The following is a 19587-nucleotide window of genomic DNA, read 5'->3' on the forward strand; positions in this document are numbered from 1 at the left end:
GGAACCGGCCTTGGCCGCGAGCGCCTCAGACGCCGGCGTAGGAGTGCTTGCCGGAGACGAAGATGTTCACGCCGTAGTAGTTGAACAGCCAGCAGCCGAAGGCGATCAGGGCCAGGTAGGCGGCCTTGCGGCCCTTCCAGCCGGCTGTGGCGCGGGCGTGGAGGTAGCAGGCGTAGGCGACCCAGGTGATGAAGGACCAGGTCTCCTTGGGGTCCCAGCCCCAGTAGCGGCCCCAGGCGTCGCCGGCCCAGATGGCGCCCGCGATGATCGTGAACGTCCACAGCGGGAAGACGGCGGCGTTGACGCGGTAGGAGAACTTGTCGAGGGACGCCGCGGCGGGCAGCCGGTCGAGGACGGAGTTCGCGAAGCGGCCGGGGGTGCCGCCGCCGGCCAGCTTGTTCTCGTAGCTGTCCTTGAAGAGGTAGAGCAGCGTCGACATCGCGCCCACGTAGAACACCGCGCCGCAGAAGATGGCGGTGGAGACGTGGATGTACAGCCAGTACGAGTGAAGGGCGGGAACCAACTGGTCGCTGGCGGTGTACAAGACAGTGACGGCGAGGCCGAGATCGAGGAGGACCGTGGTGATCAGGAAGAGCCCGAGCCAGCGCACGTTCTTCCTCAGCGCGAGCAGCGACAGGTACACCCCGACGGCAACCGTGGAGAAGGTGATGTTGAACTCGTACATGTTGCCCCACGGCGCCCGCTCCACCGACAGAGCCCGAGTGAGCACACCACCGAACTCGATCAGGAAGGCGAGCAAGGTGAGGGAGATGGCGATACGCCCGTAGAGGTCGCCCTGCGCATCCCCACCGTGCGCCCCGGGCCCGTCCGGCACGTCCCGCTGACCGGCGGTGGCCCGTACGACGACCTTGGGCCGCTCCAGTACTGCGGTGGAGCCGCCCTTGTTCACGGTGACGGCGGGCGCGGCAGCCGTGGCGGCCTTCGCCGGGGTGAGCGCGGCGGCCGTGCGGCCGACCTTGCTGCGGCTGCCGAAGAGCCATTCGGCGATGTACGCGAAGAAGGCCAGGGTGTAGACGGCCATCGACGAGTAGATCAGCGTGTTGCTGATGTTCGCCAGGTTTTCGTTGGTGGCGGCGGCCAGCTCGGTCGCGGCGGCGAGAGTCACTTGGTGTCAGCCCCTTCGGCGGGTGCGACTTGGGGGTCGGGGGAAGCTTCGGAATCTGCGGGGTCGTCGTCGGCGTCGGGCGCGCCCGGCGCCTGCTCGTACAGGATCCCGGCGAGGTCGCCGAGTTCCTCGGGCACCTTGGCGGACTCGCTGCGGCCGAGGCCGGCCATCTCGACGACCGTGACGCCGTCGGGGCCGGTCGCTGCTCGCACCCAGACGCGGCGGCGCTGGATGAAGAGGGAGGCGGTGAGGCCGAAGATCGTGACGACGGAACCTGTGAGCGCCCAGCCGCTGCCGGGCTGCTGCGTCATCTGGAAGTTCGCCCACTCCTTGGTTCCCTCATAGGTGACCGAACCGGCGCCGTTCGGGAGCTTCATGGACTCGCCCGGCTTCAGGTTCTCCCGGACCTGCTTGCCCTTGGAGTCCTTGAACTCCTTCATGTGCGTCTTGTCGAGCTGGTACACGCTCTGCGGGATTCCCGAGTCGATGCCGAGGTCGCCGAAATAGGGCGTCAGATTCAGCACCGGGTTCAGCAGCGCCGGGAAGGTCGAGGCCGTCTCGCTGCCCAGGGTGTACGTCGGCAGGAAGAAGGCCGAGATGCCGAGCTGCTCCCTGACGCCCTTGGCGTTCTTGTAGCCGTCGAGGACCTTGACGACACCGGTGGAGGTGACGTTGCCGTCGAGCGGCAGCAGCGGGACGGCGTCGCGGAACACGACCTTGCCCTTGCCGTCCCGGACCGTGATGACGGGGGCGTAGCCGTGGGCGGTGAGGTAGACCTTCGAGTCGCCGATCTCCAGCGGGTGGTTGACCTTGACGATCGTCTTCTTGTCCTTGCCGTAGGCGCCCTCGGAGTAGGTGAGGGATGCCTGGTAGGTGCGAGGAGTGCCCTTGTTGGGGCCGGAGATCGCGTAGGTGCCGGTGAAGTCGTTCAGGCTGAAGCTGTAGGGCGTCAGGTCGTCGCTGGTGAAGAGGCTGCCCGACTTGAAGTCGTCGTAGGAGATCAGGGTGTTGGAGAAGCCGCCGTTGCCCTCGACCAGGAGCTTGTTGCCCTCGGACTTGAAGAGCTGTCCCCAGGCGAACGCGACCAGCATCACGATGAGGGCGATGTGGAAGGCGAGGTTGCCGACCTCGCGCAGATAGCCCTTCTCGGCGGCGACTGCGTCACCGGCGAGGTGAGCGCGGAAGCGCCGCCGCTTCAGCAACGCCAGCGCCGCCTCACGCACCTGCTCCGGCTCGGCCTCGGTCCGCCATGTGGTGTACGCGGGCAGCCGGGTCAGCCGCTTGGGGGCGCCCGGCGGACGACCGCGCAGCTGACCCACGAACTGCCAGGTGCGGGGCACGATGCAGCCGACGAGGGAGACGAACAGCAGGATGTAGATCGCGGAGAACCACACCGAGCTGTAGACGTTGAAGAGGCCGAGCTTGTCGTAGATCGGCGCGAGGGTGGGGTGGGTCTTCTCGAAGTCGGCGACCTTGGTGATGTCCTGGCCGCTCTGCGGGATCAGCGAGCCGGGGATGGCTCCGAGCGCCAGCAGCAGCAGAAGCAGCAGGGCCACCCGCATGGAGGTCAGCTGCCGCCAGACCCAGCGGGCCCAGCCGATGACGCCCAGAGCGGGCAGGTTCGGCGGAGCCTCCACGGGCGCCGTGGACAACTGGGAGCCGGCGGCACCCAAGTCCTGGTCGTCGGGGGCGGCGGCCGGGGTCTGACCGGGCGCGGCGCCGACTGTGCTCTTGCTCATGGTTCAGATCCCCACAGCGAATCCGGCGGACCAGGACTGCATGTCCTGTACGAGGCTGTCCCAGGCGCCTGTCAGCAGCAGCAGACCGGTGACGATCATCATCGTGCCGCCGATCCGCATCACCCAGACATAGTGGCGCTTGACCCAGCTGAAGCCGCCGAGGACCTTGCGGAAGGCGACCGCGGCGAGCACGAAAGGCACGCCGAGGCCGAGGCAGTAGGCGACGGTCAGTATGGCACCACGGCCTGCGCTCGACTGCTGCGAGGACAGAGCGAGCACGGAGGCGAGCGTCGGGCCGATACAGGGCGTCCAGCCGATTCCGAAGAGCGCGCCGAGCAGGGGCGCGCCCACCAGTCCGGCCGCGGGCCTGCGGTGAAAGCGGAACTCCCGCTGGGTCATCCAGGGCATCAGCCCCATGAAGAACACACCCATGAGGATCATGAGGCCGCCGAGCACCTTGGACAGGACGCCCTGCTGCTCCTGGAGTGTCGCCCCGAAGTAGCCGAACAGTGCCCCGCCGGAGACGAACACTGCGGTGAAGCCGGCCACGAAAAGCGAGGCCCCCGCGACCATCCGGCCCCGCCGGGCCTCGGCCAGATCGGTGCCGGTGACGCCGGTGACGTAGGAGAGGTAGCCGGGGACCAGCGGCAGCACGCACGGCGAGAAGAAGGAGACGAGTCCGCCGAGCAGCGCGATGGGTAGGGCGACCAACAGCGTGCCGTTGAGCACCGTGCCGTTGTAGCCCTCCGCGGCGAGCGTGGTGACTGTGCTCACGTCACTTCTCCGCGAGGACCGGGGTGATCATGGAGCGCAGCTTCTCCTCGCTGAGCGCGGCCAGAGAGCGAGCCGCGATCTTCCCGTCCCGGTCGAGGACCAGCGTGGAGGGGATCGCCTGCGGGTTGAGCGTGCCCTTCCCGAAGCGCAGCATCAGCTTGCTGCTCGGGTCGTACAGGCTGGGGTAGGTGACGCCGAACTCCTTCTCGAAGGCGCGGGCGTTGTTGACCTGCGGGTCGGCGACGTTGAGGCCGACGAACTGCACGCCCTTCGACTTGAGGTCGTTGTGGACCTTCTCGAAGTTGGGTGCCTCGGCGCGACAGGGGGCGCACCAGGACCCCCACACGTTGAGGACGACGACCTTGCCCTTGAAGGAAGAGACCGCGAGCTGCTTGTCGTCGATGGTCTTGCCGGACAGATCCGGAGCCGGGTGCCTCTTGTCCTTCGCGACGGTGGAGATGCCGTTCTTGCCCATGATGAAGTTGGTGTCACCGCCCCCACCGGAGACACCCCCCGAACTGCACGCGGAGACGAGCAGCGCGGCGACGGCGGCACCGGCGCTGGTCAGGGCGACACGACGCGAGCTGGTCCAGTTGGTCGGGCGCAGGGGGGCGCGGCTGGCGGCACTCATGTGAAAAGTTTCGCATGTCCGTTCCGGGGATCTTGCGCACCCCCCTCCCGGACGTAAACCCGCATTTCAGGCGGCGTTTGAGGGATCCGTGGAAGTGCTCGCCGAGCCACCCTTCATGAACGCCTTCCAGCCCCCTGCGGGCTCCTGCCCGACCTCCAGCGTGCGCAACTTGTCCAGAACATCCGGCTTCTGTGCGTCCATCCAGTCCACGAACTGCCGGAAGGAGACGAGGCGGACATCGCCGCCCTTCTCCTTCTCCCGCGCGATGTGCTTGAGGGCCTCCTCGACGGCGTCCATGTAGATGCCGCCGTTCCACTGCTCGAAGTGGTTGCCCACGAAGAAGGGGGCGCGGTTTGTCTCGTATGCCCGCTTGAATCCCTGGATGTACGCCTGCGCGGACTGCTCGCGCCAGGCCGGGTAGTTGCGGCTGGGCGCGTTCGTGGAGTTGATCGACTGGTTGGCGAGCATGTTGTAGTCCATGGAGAGGACCTCGAACGAACGGCCGGGGAAAGGTATCTGCTGCAACGGCAGATCCCACAGCCCCTGCTTCTTCGTCGGCCACACCTGACGTCCGCCGGGCGAGGAGGCGTCGTAGCGCCAGCCGAGCTCGCGGGCGGTGGGCAGCAGGTTGTCCTGGCCCAGGAGGCAGGGCGTGCGGCCGCCGACGAGTTCCTTGTCGTAGTCGAAGGGCAGGGAGGGCAGGTCGGTCCACCCGGAGTTCGTACGCCACTCCTTGACGAAGGACTTGGCCTGGTCGATCTCGCTGCGCCACTGCTGCGAGGTCCAGTTGCCGACCGAGCCGGAGCCTTCTCCGCAGAAGTGGCCGTTGAAGTGGGTGCCTATCTCGTGGCCGTCGAGCCAGGCCTGGCGGACGTTCTTCAGCGTGGCCTTGATGTGGTCGTCGGTGAGGTAGCCGATGTCGGAGGCGCCGCGCGGGTTGTTCGGCGGGTCGTAGAGCCGCTTCTTCGACTCGGGCAGCAGATAGAGCCCCGAGAGGAAGAAGGTCATGTGCGCCTCGTGCTGCTTGGCGAGGTCGAGGAAGCGCGGGAAGAGACCGTTGCCGACCTCACCGGCACCGTCCCAGGAGAAGACGACGAACTGCGGCGGCTCCTGACCGGGCTCCAGCGGCTCGGGCTTGCCGGGCTGGTTCGGCTGCTTGCCGGTGTACGAGGTGGAGCCGTCGCCTATGGGCTTGGCGCGCTGGGTCTGGGTGCCGGGCCGGTTGTCCGCTCCGTCGCCGGAACCTCCACCTTGGTTCGACCCGTCTGACTGCGTGAAGGTGCCGCACCCCGCGAGTCCGAGTGCGGCAGCGGCTCCGGCACCGAGCCCGAGAATTCCCCTTCGGTTGAAGTCGCGCATTGCATTCCCGTCCGTCGCATCCTCTGGTGGTCACCCAGTCAGAGGGCGCGACGAACGGGGAGGTTCCTCCAGATCACGGAGGATTCGCAACAAATGTCACAAAGGTGTCTTAGGCGCCGAAGGCCTTGTCCTTCCCCTTCACCGGCCTGGCGCCGGCGCGGAGATGGGCGGGGACGAGATCGAGGGCCGGCTCGCTGTAGCCGACGGACACGATCTTGTCGCCCTGGTACGTGAAGCTCGTCAGGGACGCCAGCGTGCACTGCCGCTTGCGCGGGTCGTGCCACAGCCGCCGCTTCTCGACGTAGCTGCGCACGATCCAGATCGGCAGCTGATGACTGACCAGCACCGCCTCGTGCCCGCGCGCGGCGTCCTTGGCTGCGTCCAGCGCACCCATCATGCGGATGACCTGCTCGATGTACGGCTCACCCCAGGACGGCTTGAAGGGGTTGACGAGGTGCTTCCAGTTCTCCGGCCTCTTCAGGGCGCCGTCCCCCACCCCGAAGGTCTTGCCCTGGAAGACGTTGCCGGCCTCGATGAGCCGCGCGTCGGTCGTGAGGTCCAGGCCGTGCGCCTTGGCGATCGGCGTCGCGGTCTCCTGCGCCCGCTCCAGCGGGGAGGCGCAGACGTACGTGACATCGCGGGAGGCGAGATGCTCGGCGACCCGGTCGGCCATCTGCCGCCCGAGGTCGGACAGGTGGTACCCCGCCAGACGGCCGTAGAGGATCCCGTCCGGGTTGGCCACCTCGCCGTGCCGCATCACGTGTACGACGGTGATGTCGGTGTCTTCTGTGGGGCTGTCGTTGGTCATGGGGGTGTCACTGGTCATGGGGGTGTCGCTCATGCCGCCGTGGCCTCCGCCGCCGCTCGGGCCGCCGCCGGGAGGGCGTCGGCGATCCGCTGGACGGCCTGCTCGTCGTGTGCCGTGGAAACGAACCAGGACTCGAAGGACGAGGGCGGCAGATAGACGCCCTGCGCCAGCATCGACTGGAAGAAGGCGGTGAAGCGGAAGGACTCCTGGCGCTTGGCGTCCTCGTAGTTGCGCACCTCCCGGTCCGTGAAGAACACGGAGAACATGTTGGAGGCGGTCTGCAGCCGGTGCGTGACGCCCTCCTTGGTGAGGGCCTCGGTGACGAGCGACTGGATGGTCTTGGACACGGCGTTGACCTTGTCGTACGCCGCCTCGTCGAGGAGCCGCAGCTGGGCGAGCCCGGCGGCGGTGGCCACGGGGTTACCGGAGAGGGTGCCGGCCTGGTAGACGGGGCCGGCGGGCGCGAGGTGGGCCATCACATCGGCGCGTCCACCGAAGGCGGCGGCCGGGAAGCCACCGCCCATGACCTTGCCGAAGGTCATGAGGTCGGGCTCGACGCCGTCGACGCCGTACCACCCGGCGCGGCTGGTCCGGAACCCGGTCATGACCTCGTCGGAGATGTAGAGGGCGCCGTTCTTGCCGCAGGCGTCCTTCAGCCCCTGGTTGAAGCCGGGCAGCGGCGGGACCACGCCCATGTTGCCGGGCGAGGCCTCGGTGATCACACAGGCGATCTCACCGGGGAAGCGGTGGAAGGCCTCGTGGACGGACTCGAGGTCGTTGTAGGGCAGGACGATCGTGTCGCCGGCCTGGGCGCCGGTGACGCCGGGGGTGTCGGGGAGGGCGAAGGTCGCGACCCCGGACCCGGCGGCGGCGAGCAGCGAGTCGACGTGCCCGTGATAGCACCCGGCGAACTTGATCACCTTGGACCGCTGGGTGAACCCGCGGGCGAGCCGGATGGCGGACATCGTGGCCTCGGTGCCGCTGGACACGAGCCGCACCTGCTCCAGCGGCTCGATCCGGTCGACCATCTCCTCGGCGAGCGCGACCTCGCCCTCACCGGGCGTACCGAACGAGGTACCGCGGGACACGGCGTCCTGGACGGCGGCGATCACGTCCGGGTGGGAGTGCCCGAGGATCATGGGACCCCAGGAACAGACGAGGTCGACGTACTCCCGGCCGTCGGCGTCGGTCAGGTACGGACCGCTGCCGGACACCATGAACCGGGGCGTTCCGCCCACGGCGCGGAAGGCACGGACCGGGGAGTTCACGCCGCCGGGTGTGACGGCGGCCGCACGGTCGAACAGGGCCTGCGAGGCCGGTGCTTCGTATGGGTAGGGGGATTCGCTCATGGCCTGCGACTTCTCCGACCTTCTCGGGCTCCGATTGCCAGTGACCTCCTCAGGGTAGGCCAGCGGCGGGTGACGGCAGCGGGGCCACCGCTGACCGGGCAAACGGTCTGCGCTCGCCCGCGATCTGCGAGACTGGGCGTGATACACACAGCTCATGCGGGGCGTGATGGTCGGGGACCGAAGAGATCCCGCGGACAGGTGTTTCAACGCACGTTTCGGCGGGCGGCCGTGGGGGAGGTCACTGACACGATGATCGGGTTGCGCGGCCGGGGCCACGCGTCCTAGAAAAGCAGTCGGGTGGAGATATGCATCGCGGTGGCGGACTGGGCGAGGGGACTGATGACCTGGGTCCTCGACGTGCCCGGCGGGGAAAGCACCGGCGCGAGGCGGAGGATTCGAACGAAGCCCGTCAGGGACACGTAGTACCGGATATGCCGGGTGTACCTAACGAATCAGAGCGGGCCGACCGACGCAGTGATCGGGATCGGCTGAGGGTGAGCGGGAATGGTGGTCGGGTGGGGGTGACGTACAAGTACTTCGGCGCGCCGGACGGCGCGACCGCGGCCCGCGTCCCGATCTCGATGCGACCCGAGGAACTCGGCGGCGACGAGCTCGGCATGAACGGCATGTTCACCAAGATCAAGCCGGAGACCATGGCCGCGATGGTCCTCACGGGCATCGAGGGCGTCCCCCTGCACAAGGTGCCGCCCCTGGAGCTGGTCGTCCTCCACCCCGACTACGCCGTGGTCAAGCTGCCGATGACGGTCGTGGACCCCCTGCGCGGCATAGGAGAGGAAGCGGTGGGCGCGGCGGCGTTCATCTGGTCGACGGTGCCGGACCGGGGTGGGCCCCGGGATGCTTTCAACGTGTATCAGCTGCTGCACGAGTGGCAGGATTTCTCGCATCGGCTGCACGAGGCCGGTCATCAGCCGTATTGCCTGGTGTGGCCCTGACCTTGGGTTTCACCGGTTGTGGTGTCGGGCGGGGTTTTCGGACCCCGCCTTTGTCATGTGCGGAGAGGGCCGCCAGGGCGGCAGGAGAGTGGCGTCGGCTTGGCGGCCGGTCGCCTCGCCGCCTTCGGTGAAGCCCTGGACGCCCTCCCCCTCCCGGCCCCTCACACCCTGCGCTCTCAACTCCGGGACGGGCATCTGCGTTCGAGCGCGCCACCCGCTCCCGTTTCCAGGCCGACCAGCACACCCGCGCATGAGGCGGGACATCAGCCTCACTGCCTCGTCCGGCCCCTGAGCCGGCGGGCCGGCCGGCCACCCCCTATCCCCCCGTAGCGGGTGAGGCGCAGGGCAGGTTCTTCGGCTGTCATGGGGGTGACGCAGCGCAGAAGCCTGCCGTCACCGGCGGTCCTCTCGGCGCGCCGGTCCCACTCGACGAGGTGGACCCCTTGAAACACTGGCGCGCTCTGATCGTCCTGGGTACCGCCCAGTTCCTCATGGTGCTGGACACCTCGGTCATGAACGTCTCCATCAGTCAGCTGGTCGAGGACTTCGACACCGAGGTCACCGCCATCCAGGCCGTCATCACGCTGTACGCGCTGGTCATGGCCGCGTTCATGATCATTGGCGGCAGGTTCGGGGACATCCTGGGGCGCCGCCGTATGTTCCTGATCGGGCTGGTCGTCTACGCCACGGGGTCGGCCCTGACCGCGGTCGCCCCCACCCTGTGGGTCCTCGCCCTGGGCTGGTCCGTCATCGAAGGGCTCGGCGCCGCCATGGTGCTCCCGGCCATGGCCGCCCTCGTCGCGGAGTCGTACCGGGGGCCGGACCGGGCCGTCGCCTATGGCGTGATCGGCGGGCTCGCGGGCGCGGGGATCGCGGTGGGCCCGCTGCTGGGCGGCTGGGTGACGACGTACCTCACCTGGCGGCTGGTTTTCGCCGGTGAGGTGGTGGTCGTCGCGGCCGTTCTGCTCTGCCACCGAGTGATCCCGCGTTCCGCCCCGTCCGGCACCCGGCCCCGGCTGGATGGAGTCGGTGCCGTGCTCTCGGCGGCCGGGCTCGGGCTGGGTGTCCTCGGGGTGCTGCAGAGCAGCACCTGGGGATGGGTGCAGCCACGCAATCCTCCCTTCACGATCCTGGGCTTCGCCCCTACGTTGTTCGTGGTCGGGGCCGGGGTCGCCGTCCTGGCCGTCTTCCTGCACTGGGAGCGGCGGCGGGATCACCGGGGCGCGGACCCTCTCGTGCATGTGTCGCTGCTCGGCAGACCTGCGCTGCGGTCCGGGCTGATGACGCTGCTGAGCCAGAACCTCATCCTGCTGGGACTGTTCTTCACCATCCCGCTGTACCTGCAAGTGGTGCAGGGATTCGACGCCTTCGAGACGGGCCTGCGCCTGCTGCCGGTGTCCGTCGCCATGCTCGTCACCTCTCTGTGCGGGTCCTCGCTGGGGCGGGTGGTGGGGGCGCGCCGGGTGGTCCGGCTGGCCCTGACGACCCTGGCGGCGGCCATCGTGTGGCTGCTGGCCACCATCGACCCGGTGATCGACGACGCGCAGTTCGCCGGAGCCATGGCGTTGCTCGGCGTGGGTATGGGTCTGCTCGCCTCGCAGCTCGGCAATGTCGTCCAGTCCAGCGTCGGCGAGGAGGAACGCAGCGAGGTCGGCGGTCTCCAGTTCACGGCACAGAATCTGGGTTCCGCGCTGGGGACCGCGCTGATCGGATCGATCCTGATCGGTTCGCTGGCTCACGCCTTCACGACTCAGGTCGCGGACGACCCGCGGCTGTCCGCGCAGACACAGGAGGAGGTCGGTGTATCTCTTGAGGCGGGAGTCACCTTCGTCGCCACCGACCAGGTGCGCGCCGCGGCCGAGCGCGCCGGACTGCCGCCGTCCGAGGCCGAGGCTGTCACGGACTCCTACGCCTCGGCACAGCTCGACGGCCTAAAGGCGGCGATCCTCGCGACCGGCGGCATCACGCTCGTCAGCTTCCTGGTCACGCCCCATCTGCCGACCGGCGGCGCGAGCCGTACCCGTCGGCAGAGGACCGATGCTCCGGCCGGGGCGATCGGATCGACGCCGTGGCCCGGGCGGAGCCGTAAGCAGGGGCCTGGGGTTGGCTGAGCCGTGCGGTCCGGGGCGCAGCACGTCACCTCTCCAGGGTGAAGCCCGGTCGGGCCCCGGGGCGGACGATCGCAGGTAAGGGCGTCGTCCGCGCCCCACGCCGCCCAGAGCCGCCCGCGGGAGGACAGGGCATGCGCTACGAGATCCGCGTCCAGGGACATATGTCGGAAACACTGGCCAAAGCCTTTCCGGAGCTGGGCCACGTGGTGATGTCCGGCCAGACGGTCCTGTTCGGTCCGGTCACGGACGATGCGCACCTCTTCGGGCTGCTGGCTCGGCTCCGGTCGCTGGGACCGCGGGTCCTGGAGATGCGGCAGCTGCCGGAGTGATCCCGGGCGGGCGTTCCGATCCGCCAACTCGTGGGCGCGACAAAGGGATTCTCCCGAAAGGGCAGTTCACGCGGGCCCCGTGGCCAGGGCGGGGTCGCCGTATCACCCGCCGTGGGTGACCCGGAGGCCGGTGGCGCACGGGACGATTGGGCGGTCGGGGTCCCCGCGTACCGCCCGTTCCGCGGTCCGCGAGCGACCCGCTCGATCACGCGAGGAGAGAGCCATGACCATGTCGCGTGGTCCGGCGCCGCGCAGCGGACCGGAACCGCCTGCCGGTGGGGTGGCCCCCGGCCCGGTGGAGGATCCCGCGGACGTACTGGCCCGACTGGGCCGTTCATGGATCTGGGTCCTGGGCTCGGCGGCCGCAACGCTGGTGCCGGGCATTCTGATACTCGTCTGGCCGGACGGCACGCTGCACGTCCTGGCTGTCCTCGTCGGCCTGTACCTGCTGGTCACCGGCGGGTTCCGGTTCGTCGACGTGTTCGCGCGGGAGGAGCACGGAGAACGACTGCCGGGACTGCTCCTGGCCGTGCTGTACCTCCTGGCCGGAGTGCTGTGCCTGCGGAACCCGCTGCAGACCATCACCGCGCTCTCCCTGATCGTCGGCGTCGTCTGGCTCGTGTCCGGCGTCCTCACCCTCTACACGGCCATCGCCGCCAAGGGCCTGCCGCACCGTGGCGTCGTCCTGGGCGTCGCGGTGCTCGGTATCGTCGCGGGGATCGTGGTGCTCGCTCTGCCCGCCGAGTCGGCCCGCGCCCTGACCCGGCTGCTCGGCCTGTGGCTGGTCCTGCTCGGTGTGGCCGAAGCGGTGGTCGCCTTCGCCTGGCGGGCGGCGCTCCGAAGGACGCGCGGACCGGACTCGCAAGGCCTCGCCCCGACGGGCTGACCACGTCGTGCTGCGCGCAGTCTCGCGTCAGGGGTCGTCTTGACGCGCCTGCCTCAGGGATCGCCCTGACGCGTCTGTCCCGGCTGATCGCCTCGCCCCGGGTTGCGTCGTCCCGGATCTCGCCCTCAGCGCGTGCATCGTCTCCGACGCGGCGCCGGACGGCGCCCGCAGGCTCACCCACGTCGGGTGAAGCCCCAGTACCGGCGGGCCCACGCTGGGTGCCGCGGCCGCCTCCGGACGCTGGGCCGGCGCTCTGGCCGCCGTCGCCGTGATCGTCAGCCTCGGACTGCTCCAGACCGCACCGTGGGCACGCGTCGGCGGCGTGGCCATCGCCGGGCTCGTCATCATCGCCAACTGATGGGTACGAGCGCGCACCGCAGGACATGTGAGCCCCGAAGGCACATATGAGCGGCGGAGAAAGACACAGCACGGTCGGGCTCGTCACGTGCCGGACTCATCCAGAGGGCGAAATACAGGCGCCGTGGTCGCCCGCGGCATCACATGCGTGGGCAGGACGACGTGCCGCTCGTGGTCGGCCTCGGAGTCCTCGATGAGCCGCAGGGCCAGCTCGCCGGCCTCGCGGCCGATGTCCGGGGCGGACTGGGCCACCGTGGACAGGTCGAACCAGTCGGCGAGCGGCTGGTCGTCGAAGCCGAGGACGGAGATCCGTTCCGGAACGGCGATCTGCGTCCTGCGCAGGATCCGGACGGACGCGACCGCGACCTCGTCCTGCTCGGCGAAGATCGCGGTGGGCGGCTCGCGCAGGCTGAGCAGCGTGCCGAGCGCCTCGGCGATGCCGCGCCTGTCGGCGACCTGGACCGCGGCCACCAGGTCGTCGTCGAGCGGGACGCCCGCTTCGGTGAGTGCCTGCTGGTAGCCGAGCAGCCGTTCGTTGGAGCTGAAGGAGAAGCCGCTGGCCCCCTGCGTCGCCAGGAAGGCGATCCGACGGTGGCCGAGGTTGAGCAGGTGCCGGGTGCCGTGCAAGGCGCCGGCCACGTCGTCGACGTAGACGCTGGGCCGTCCTTCGACGTGCTGGCTGACGTAGATGACGGGGATGCCGAGGCTGTCCAGCCGCGCGGTCTCCTCGTCGGTGAGGTCGAAGGAGAACACCAGCAGGGCGTCCGCGTTGCGCCGGGCCGGGAGGCGTTCGAAGAACGAGGTGCGCTCGGCCAGGTCGGGGATCACATAGACGTTGAGCTCCATGCCGGCCGCCCGCAGCAGCGGAGCCAGGCTGGACAGGGCGGCTCCCATGAACCACGCGTCGAGCGTGGGCACGAGCACCGCGACGTTCCCGGTGCGGCCCGTGACAAGGCTTGCAGCCTGTCGTGACACGGCGAAGTTCAGCTCGCGTGCGGCCTTCTCGACGCGGGCGCGCACGTCGGACGAGACGGTGGAGAGTCCGCGCAGCGTGCGGGAGACGGTGGATGTGGAGACCCCGGCCCGTTCGGCCACGTCGGCCATCGTCGGGTGCCGCTGAGCTGGTGGCATGAGCGGACGGTAGCACAGGCAACACACCTTCCACGGGTCCGCATGACAGCGCTTTCACCACACAGTCCGCAGTACTACCGCCAAGTAGCACATTGACTTACGGATAGGTCGCCCCTAGCTTGCAAGCGTTGTCCCAGAGGCCCGACACAGTCGCACGACTCGTCCCCGAAATCGTCGACATTACGGCTCTGAACTGCCTGTTTGTTCAATCAGGCGTCATGACAACGCAGTCTCAAGAGGATCCGCACACCCAGGAGAGACAGTGACGACCAAGACCTCCCCCACATCCAGGACCGCGACCAGAGCGTTCCGGTGTTCGGCCGTGCTCGCCACTGGCGGGCTGCTCATCACCGCCTGCTCCCCCTCCGCCGGCACCGGCTCCGGGCAGCCCGGAGCGCCGTCGTTCGAGGGGCGCGGCCCCATCACGTACGTGGCCGGCAAGGACACCACCGGCTCCGTCCAGCCGATGATCGACCGCTGGAACGAGCGGCACCCGAAGGAGAAGGTCACCTTCATCCAGCTGCCGACGGACCCGGACGCCCAGCGCCGGCAGATGATCCAGAACGCGGAGACGAAGTCCGACGCCTACACGGTGTTGTCCCTCGACGTCGTGTGGACGTCGGAGTTCGCCGCCCACCAGTGGATCGACCGGCTGCCGCAGGAGCGGTTCCCGCTGAGCAGGATGCTGAAGCCGGTGGTCGAGACGGCCAGGTACCGCGGCGGCCTGTACGCGGTTCCGGGCAGTTCCGACGGCGGAATGCTGTACTACCGCTCCGACCTGCTGAAGAAGGCCGGGGTCCATCGACCCCCGCTCACCTGGGCCGAGTTGAAGGACGCCTGCGGCAAGGTGAAGAAGCTTCCCGAGGCGAAGGACATGTCCTGCTACGCCGGGCAGTTCCAGAAGTACGAGGGCCTGACGGTGAACTTCGCCGAGGCCGTGAACTCGGCGGGCGGCACCGTCACCGACGCGAAGGGCACACCGGACGTCGACACCCCCGAGGCCAGGAAGGGCCTGGACTTCCTCGTCGGCTCCGCGAAGGACGGCACGATCCCGGCGGAGGGCATCACCTACCAGGAGGAGGACGGCCGCCAGGCGTTCCAGTCCGGCAAGCTCGTCTTCCTGCGCAACTGGCCCTACATGTACGGCCTGGCCGCCAAGAGCGGGATCAAGGGGAAGTTCGCGGTCGCCCCGCTGCCCGGCCTGAACGGTCCCGGCGCCTCCAGCCTGGGCGGCCACAACATGGCCCTGTCCTCCTTCGCGAAGAACAAGGCCACGGCCCTGGACTTCATCAAGTTCTTCACCAGCGAGGAGAACACGGCCACGCAGCTCAAGGAGGCCTCCGCCGCCCCGCCGTACGCCTCCCAGTACGACGACAAGGCGCTGATCGCGCAGTACCCGTATCTGCCCGTGCTCAAGGAGTCCATCCTGCGGGCCGTGCCGCGTCCGCGCGTCGTGCAGTACGGCGATGTGACCGCGGCGGTCCAGCAGCACGCGTACGCCGCCCTGACCGGTGACACGAGCAGCGCGCAGGCGCTGAAGGACCTGCAGGCGGCGCTGCAGAAGTCCGTCGCGCAGTGAGGGGCGGGGCCATGACCAAGACCGAGATCCCGCCCGAGGTCACCGACGGGCCGGCCGCCGGACCCGTCACCCGCCGTCGGCTCACGGGGGAGCCGGCCCGGGCGACCGCCGGATCGGGGCGGATGGCGGCCCTGTTGGTGTCCCCGACCCTGCTGGTGCTGTCGATCGTCGTCATCTACCCGACCCTGATGGCGCTGAAGGAGTCGCTGTACGGGCCGAAGGGCCTGGACCCGGCGACCGGATTCATCAGCGACACCGAGCCGTTCGTCGCCCTGAAGAACTACGCCGACATCTTCGGCGAGACCGGGGAGCGGTTCTGGAACGCCTTCTGGAACACCACCTTCTTCACCGTCGTCACCGTCGGCCTGGAGACCGTGATCGGGGTGGCCATGGCCCTGATCATGCACAGGGCGTTCCGGGGGCGCGGCTTCGTGCGCGCCGGGATCCTGATCCCCTGGGCGGTGCCCACGGCGATCTCCGGCCTGCTGTGGCGGTGGATCTTCAACAGCGACGGCGTCGCCAACGCCCTGATCGGCCACCAGATCCTGTGGACCACCGAGGGCTTCCACGCCAAGATCGCGGTCATCGTCGCCGAGGTGTGGAAGACGGCCCCCTTCATCGGGCTGCTCGTCCTGGCCGGCCTGCAGGTGATCCCGAAGGAGGTCTACGAGGCGGCCCGCCTCGACGGCGCCCGCCCGCCCCGCCAGTTCTGGCACATCACCCTGCCCCTGGTGAAGCCCGCGCTGCTGGTGGCGGTGCTGTTCCGCTGCATGGACGCGCTGCGGATGTTCGACCTGCCGTACATCCTCGTGGGCGCGCAGAAGCACTCGGTGGAGACCCTGTCCATGCTCGCCCAGAACGAGGCGTCCAACGTCCGCTTCGGACCGGCCTCCGCCTACGCCGTACTCCTCTTCCTCTATGTCTTCCTCATCGCCCTGGCCTTCGTACGGCTGCTCGGCGCGGACCTCGTCGGCGAGGGCACCGCACGCGGCCGGGGGAAGGCAAGGCGCCGCCGTACGGAGGTGACGGCATGACAACCACCCTCACCGCGAGGACGACCGCCATCGGCACGAGGAGGACGTCCGCCACCGCGAAGTGGCGCAGCGGGCTGCTCTACGCCTCGGTCGCCGCCGTCGTCACCTGCTGTCTGGCCCCCTTCTACTGGATGCTGGTCTCCAGCCTGCGCCGCACCTCGGACATCTTCGACACCTCGCTCGTGCCGTCCCCGGTGTCCTTCGAGAACTACCGGGCGGTGTTCGACCCGGCGCAGGGCTTCGGGCGGGCGCTGCTGAACAGTTTGGTCGTCGCCGGGGTCACCACCGTCCTGGCCCTGGTGCTGGCGACGTTCACCGCCTATGCGATGGCCCGGCTGGAGTTCCGGGGCAAGCGGCTGATCCTGACGCTCGTCATCGCGACCTCGATGTTCCCGGTGGTGTCGATCGTGGTCCCGCTGCTGAAGCTGTTCACCGACGTCGGCTGGATCAACACCTACCAGGCGATGATCGTGCCGAGCATGTCCTTCGCGCTGCCGCTGGCGGTGTGGAACCTGACCACGTTCTTCCGGCAGATGCCGGACGAGCTGGAGCACGCGGCGATGGTCGACGGCTGCACGCGCGGCCAGGCGTTCCGCAAGGTCATCATCCCGCTCGCCGCGCCGGGCATCTTCACCACGGCGATCATCACGTTCATCGCCGCCTGGAACGAGTTCCTCATCGCCCTGTCGATGACCAACAAGCCCGACATGCAGACCGCGCCGGTCGCCATCTCGAAGTTCACCGGCGCGACGACGTACGAGACGCCGTTCGGCAGCCAGATGGCCGCGGGCGTCCTCGTCACGGTCCCGCTGGTGGTCATGGTGCTGGTCTTCCAGCGCCGCATCGTCGCCGGACTCACGGCGGGCGCGGCGAAGTAGCCGCCCGCCTCCCGTAACCGTTTCTCCCCCTCCCCCCAACGACCAAGGAGACAACCAGCCTTGTCCCCCACCTCCGCACCCTGGTGGCGCAGCGCCGTCATCTACCAGGTCTACATCCGCAGCTTCGCCGACGGGAACGGCGACGGTGTCGGCGACATCGCCGGCATCCGCTCCCGACTGCCGTACCTGAAGTCGCTGGGCGTGGACGCCATCTGGATCAACCCCTGGTACAAGTCGCCGATGGCGGACCACGGTTACGACGTGGCCGACTTCCGCGAGATCGACCCGGTGTTCGGCACGGTCGCCGAGGCCGAGCAGCTCATCGAGGAGGCGCACGCGCACGGGATCCGCGTCATCCCCGACATCGTTCCCAACCACACCTCCGACCGGCACGCCTGGTTCCAGGAGGCGCTGGCGGCGGGCCCCGGCAGCCCGGAGCGGGAACGCTACGTCTTCCGCGAGGGCCGGGGCGACGACGGCTCCCTGCCGCCCAACGACTGGGTCTCCTGTTTCGGCGGCCCCGCCTGGACCCGGCTGCCCGACGGCCAGTGGTACCTGCACCTCTTCGCCCCCGAGCAGCCGGACCTCAACTGGGAACACCCCGAAGTGCGCGCCGAGTTCGAGTCGGTGCTGCGCTTCTGGTTCGGCCGCGGCGTGGACGGCTTCCGCATCGACGTCGCCCACGGCCTGATCAAGCACCCGGAGCTCCCCGACCTCCCGCCCCGCCGGGACCCGGACGACGGGCAGGCCTGGCAGCACGTCGACCATCCGCACTGGGACCGCGACGAGGTCCACGACATCTACCGCGCCTGGCGCCGGGTGGCCGACGAGTTCCCCGGGGACCGGTCCTTCGTCGCCGAGGCCTGGGCGGACACCCCCGAACGACTGGCCGCGTACGTCCGCCGCGACGGCCTGCACACCGCTTTCAACTTCGACTTCCTGATGTCGAGTTGGCACCCGAAGGACCTGCGCACGGTCATCGACGGCTCCCTGGAGATGCTCGGCGCGGTGGGCGCGCCCGCCACCTGGGTGCTGTCCAACCATGACGTCGTCCGGCACCCCAGCCGCTACGGCCGCAAGGCCACCAAGCGCTGGGTGGCGAACACCTCGTACGAACCCGAGGGCCCCCTCGACCTGGAGCTGGGCACCCGGCGCGCCCGCGCCGCCGCCCTGCTCATGCTGTCCCTGCCCGGCGGCGCCTACGTCTACCAGGGCGAGGAACTCGGCCTGCCCGAGGTCGAGGACCTGCCCGAGGCCGTTCTCCAGGACCCCGTCTGGGAACGCTCCGGCCACACCGACCGTGGCCGCGACGGCTGCCGGGTCCCGATCCCCTGGTCCGGCCGGAGCACCCCGTACGGCTTCAGTCCCGACGGCGCCACCGCCGAGCCCTGGCTGCCGCAGCCCGCCGACTGGGCGTCGCACACCGTGGCGGCCCAGTCGGGCGACCCGGACTCCATGCTGGAGCTCTACCGCACGGCCCTGCGTCTGCGCCGCGAGCACCCCGCCCTCGGCGACGGAACCATGACCTGGCTGGAGACCGCCGAAGGCGTGCTCGCCTTCAGCCGTGACCCCGGCTTCGTGTGCGTGGTCAACCTCTCGGCCGAGCCGTGCCCGCTGCCCGACCACACCGCGGTGCTGCTGGCGAGCGGTCCCGTGGAGGGCGCCGTGCTGGCGCCGGATCAGGCGGCCTGGCTGGCGGTGTAGCTCGCAACCCCGCCTGACCGCCTGGCGAACTGCCACCGGTGGGCGGTCAGGCGTCGTCGCGTACGGACACCAGGCTTGTCAGGGACGGGCCGGATCCGGGACCGCCGGGCTCTCGTCGCCGTGGACGACCGTGAAGTGGCGGCTGCCGCGGACGCCTTGGATCTGGCGTCCGGGGCCGCAGGTCTCCAGTTCGTCGACGACCGCGACCGCCAGGTCCTCCGCGCTGATCCACGAACGGCCGTCGGCGCCGGTGAGCAAGGTGTCGGTGCCCCGCCGGTAGCGGCCGGTCCGCTCACCGGGCTCCAGCAGGGCCGGTGGGCTCAGATAGGCCCAGTCGGCATCGGGGTGCGCCTGACAGGTCCGCAGCTGAGCCGTGCCGGCTGCCGCTACGGCCCGCCACTCGGCCGGAACATACGCGGGGTTGTCGGCCACCAGCACGTCGCGGTCGTCCGGGCTGCGCAACGCGCCGGCACCGCCGACGACGAGGATGCGGATGCCGAGTCGAGCGGCGACGTCCAGCACCGCACGGGTGGCGCCGACCAGGAACTGCGGGTCGACCGGATGGGTCCGTACGGTGAGCACCACGGCGTCCGCCCCGCGCTGCGTGAACGCCTCGCGCAGGGCGGCTGCGTCGTTCGCGTCCACCGCGACCGGCGTGACGTTCGGAGCCTGTTCCGGATCCGGGGGTTTCCGGGACAGGGCGAGCACCCGGTGTCCGCGCGCGGCCGCCTCACCGACCACCCGGCTGCCGACCATCCCGGTGGCACCGAGCACGGCGATCGTCATGCCTGCGTTCATCGAACTCCTCGTAGTCGCACGCGTCGTAGTCGCACCCGTCG

Annotated in this window: 17 protein-coding genes; 8 read left to right on the forward strand and 9 right to left on the reverse strand. The window is 69.4% G+C overall.

Going from position 1 to position 19587, the window contains the following annotated elements:
- Nucleotides 1–25: 25 nt before the first annotated feature.
- The 7 genes from ccsB to hemL form a co-directional block, all read right to left on the reverse strand.
- The gene (ccsB, locus tag ACFY5C_RS29660; protein ID WP_389449582.1) at nucleotides 26–1126 is read right to left on the reverse strand and encodes a c-type cytochrome biogenesis protein CcsB; all 1101 of its coding nucleotides are present in this window, start codon (nucleotides 1124–1126) and stop codon (nucleotides 26–28) included.
- A complete protein-coding gene (locus tag ACFY5C_RS29665) occupies nucleotides 1123–2865 on the reverse strand; it encodes a cytochrome c biogenesis protein ResB (protein WP_389449585.1) in 1743 nt (580 codons plus the stop codon). The genes ccsB and ACFY5C_RS29665 overlap by 4 nt, the downstream gene beginning before the upstream one ends.
- A gap of 3 nt (nucleotides 2866–2868) precedes the next feature.
- On the reverse strand, nucleotides 2869–3639 hold the full coding sequence (locus ACFY5C_RS29670; RefSeq protein ID WP_389449588.1) for a cytochrome c biogenesis CcdA family protein: 771 nt from the start codon (nucleotides 3637–3639) through the stop codon (nucleotides 2869–2871).
- Between the two features lies 1 nt (nucleotide 3640).
- Nucleotides 3641–4270, reverse strand: coding sequence for a TlpA family protein disulfide reductase (locus tag ACFY5C_RS29675; protein ID WP_389449591.1), 630 nt, complete (start codon nucleotides 4268–4270; stop codon nucleotides 3641–3643).
- A gap of 66 nt (nucleotides 4271–4336) precedes the next feature.
- The gene (locus ACFY5C_RS29680) at nucleotides 4337–5629 is read right to left on the reverse strand and encodes a hypothetical protein (protein WP_389449594.1); all 1293 of its coding nucleotides are present in this window, start codon (nucleotides 5627–5629) and stop codon (nucleotides 4337–4339) included.
- Between the two features lie 109 nt (nucleotides 5630–5738).
- Nucleotides 5739–6470 carry a histidine phosphatase family protein gene (locus ACFY5C_RS29685; RefSeq protein WP_389449597.1) on the reverse strand — a complete coding sequence of 244 codons (732 nt, stop codon included), beginning with the start codon at nucleotides 6468–6470 and terminating at the stop codon, nucleotides 5739–5741.
- Nucleotides 6467–7786 carry a glutamate-1-semialdehyde 2,1-aminomutase gene (gene hemL, locus ACFY5C_RS29690; protein ID WP_389449600.1) on the reverse strand — a complete coding sequence of 440 codons (1320 nt, stop codon included), beginning with the start codon at nucleotides 7784–7786 and terminating at the stop codon, nucleotides 6467–6469. The genes ACFY5C_RS29685 and hemL overlap by 4 nt, the downstream gene beginning before the upstream one ends.
- A gap of 515 nt (nucleotides 7787–8301) precedes the next feature.
- On the opposite strand from hemL, the gene ACFY5C_RS29695 reads away from it, so the two are divergent.
- From ACFY5C_RS29695 to ACFY5C_RS29710, 4 genes are all read left to right on the forward strand, one after another.
- On the forward strand, nucleotides 8302–8739 hold the full coding sequence (locus ACFY5C_RS29695) for a hypothetical protein (RefSeq protein WP_003974483.1): 438 nt from the start codon (nucleotides 8302–8304) through the stop codon (nucleotides 8737–8739).
- Nucleotides 8740–9182: 443 nt separating this feature from the next.
- The gene (locus tag ACFY5C_RS29700) at nucleotides 9183–10850 is read left to right on the forward strand and encodes an MFS transporter (protein WP_389449602.1); all 1668 of its coding nucleotides are present in this window, start codon (nucleotides 9183–9185) and stop codon (nucleotides 10848–10850) included.
- A 131-nt stretch (nucleotides 10851–10981) separates the two neighbouring features.
- Nucleotides 10982–11179 (forward strand): hypothetical protein, encoded by a 198-nt coding sequence (locus tag ACFY5C_RS29705; RefSeq protein ID WP_389449605.1) that lies wholly within the window; start codon nucleotides 10982–10984, stop codon nucleotides 11177–11179.
- 223 nt (nucleotides 11180–11402) lie between these two features.
- Nucleotides 11403–12065, forward strand: a complete 663-nt coding sequence (locus tag ACFY5C_RS29710) for an HdeD family acid-resistance protein (RefSeq protein WP_389449608.1) — start codon at nucleotides 11403–11405, stop codon at nucleotides 12063–12065.
- 441 nt (nucleotides 12066–12506) lie between these two features.
- Here the strand turns inward: ACFY5C_RS29710 and ACFY5C_RS29715 are convergent, their stop codons facing one another.
- Complete coding sequence (locus ACFY5C_RS29715) at nucleotides 12507–13526, reverse strand: LacI family DNA-binding transcriptional regulator (RefSeq protein ID WP_389449756.1); 1020 nt, start codon at nucleotides 13524–13526, stop codon at nucleotides 12507–12509.
- A gap of 289 nt (nucleotides 13527–13815) precedes the next feature.
- On the opposite strand from ACFY5C_RS29715, the gene ACFY5C_RS29720 reads away from it, so the two are divergent.
- The 4 genes from ACFY5C_RS29720 to ACFY5C_RS29735 are packed head-to-tail and all read left to right on the forward strand — an operon-like array spanning nucleotide 13816 to nucleotide 18748.
- The gene (locus ACFY5C_RS29720; protein WP_389449611.1) at nucleotides 13816–15132 is read left to right on the forward strand and encodes an ABC transporter substrate-binding protein; all 1317 of its coding nucleotides are present in this window, start codon (nucleotides 13816–13818) and stop codon (nucleotides 15130–15132) included.
- A gap of 11 nt (nucleotides 15133–15143) precedes the next feature.
- Entirely contained in the window at nucleotides 15144–16166 is a 1023-nt protein-coding gene (locus ACFY5C_RS29725) for a carbohydrate ABC transporter permease (protein ID WP_389449614.1), read from the forward strand.
- Nucleotides 16163–17044: a carbohydrate ABC transporter permease gene (locus ACFY5C_RS29730; protein ID WP_389449617.1), complete on the forward strand. Its 882-nt coding sequence runs from the start codon at nucleotides 16163–16165 to the stop codon at nucleotides 17042–17044. Before ACFY5C_RS29725 ends, ACFY5C_RS29730 begins: the two co-directional genes overlap by 4 nt.
- Nucleotides 17045–17104: 60 nt before the next feature.
- The gene (locus ACFY5C_RS29735) at nucleotides 17105–18748 is read left to right on the forward strand and encodes a glycoside hydrolase family 13 protein (RefSeq protein WP_389449619.1); all 1644 of its coding nucleotides are present in this window, start codon (nucleotides 17105–17107) and stop codon (nucleotides 18746–18748) included.
- 78 nt (nucleotides 18749–18826) lie between these two features.
- On the opposite strand, the gene ACFY5C_RS29740 is transcribed toward ACFY5C_RS29735, so the two are convergent.
- On the reverse strand, nucleotides 18827–19534 hold the full coding sequence (locus ACFY5C_RS29740; protein WP_389449759.1) for an NAD(P)-dependent oxidoreductase: 708 nt from the start codon (nucleotides 19532–19534) through the stop codon (nucleotides 18827–18829).
- Nucleotides 19535–19587 lie beyond the last annotated feature (53 nt).

This window comes from Streptomyces sp. NPDC012935 (assembly GCF_042900345.1).
GTDB lineage: Bacteria > Actinomycetota > Actinomycetes > Streptomycetales > Streptomycetaceae > Streptomyces.

Coding starts and splice junctions, on each gene's coding strand:
- ACFY5C_RS29715 (WP_389449756.1), bottom strand. CDS start 13,526: ATGGCCGACGTGGCCGAACGGGCCGGGGTCTCCACATCCACCGTCTCC.
- ACFY5C_RS29665 (WP_389449585.1), bottom strand. CDS start 2,865: ATGAGCAAGAGCACAGTCGGCGCCGCGCCCGGTCAGACCCCGGCCGCC.
- ACFY5C_RS29680 (WP_389449594.1), bottom strand. CDS start 5,629: ATGCGCGACTTCAACCGAAGGGGAATTCTCGGGCTCGGTGCCGGAGCC.
- ACFY5C_RS29675 (WP_389449591.1), bottom strand. CDS start 4,270: ATGAGTGCCGCCAGCCGCGCCCCCCTGCGCCCGACCAACTGGACCAGC.
- ACFY5C_RS29705 (WP_389449605.1), top strand. CDS start 10,982: ATGCGCTACGAGATCCGCGTCCAGGGACATATGTCGGAAACACTGGCC.
- ACFY5C_RS29710 (WP_389449608.1), top strand. CDS start 11,403: ATGACCATGTCGCGTGGTCCGGCGCCGCGCAGCGGACCGGAACCGCCT.
- ACFY5C_RS29740 (WP_389449759.1), bottom strand. CDS start 19,534: ATGACGATCGCCGTGCTCGGTGCCACCGGGATGGTCGGCAGCCGGGTG.
- hemL (WP_389449600.1), bottom strand. CDS start 7,786: ATGAGCGAATCCCCCTACCCATACGAAGCACCGGCCTCGCAGGCCCTG.
- ACFY5C_RS29730 (WP_389449617.1), top strand. CDS start 16,163: ATGACAACCACCCTCACCGCGAGGACGACCGCCATCGGCACGAGGAGG.
- ACFY5C_RS29685 (WP_389449597.1), bottom strand. CDS start 6,470: ATGAGCGACACCCCCATGACCAGTGACACCCCCATGACCAACGACAGC.
- ACFY5C_RS29725 (WP_389449614.1), top strand. CDS start 15,144: ATGACCAAGACCGAGATCCCGCCCGAGGTCACCGACGGGCCGGCCGCC.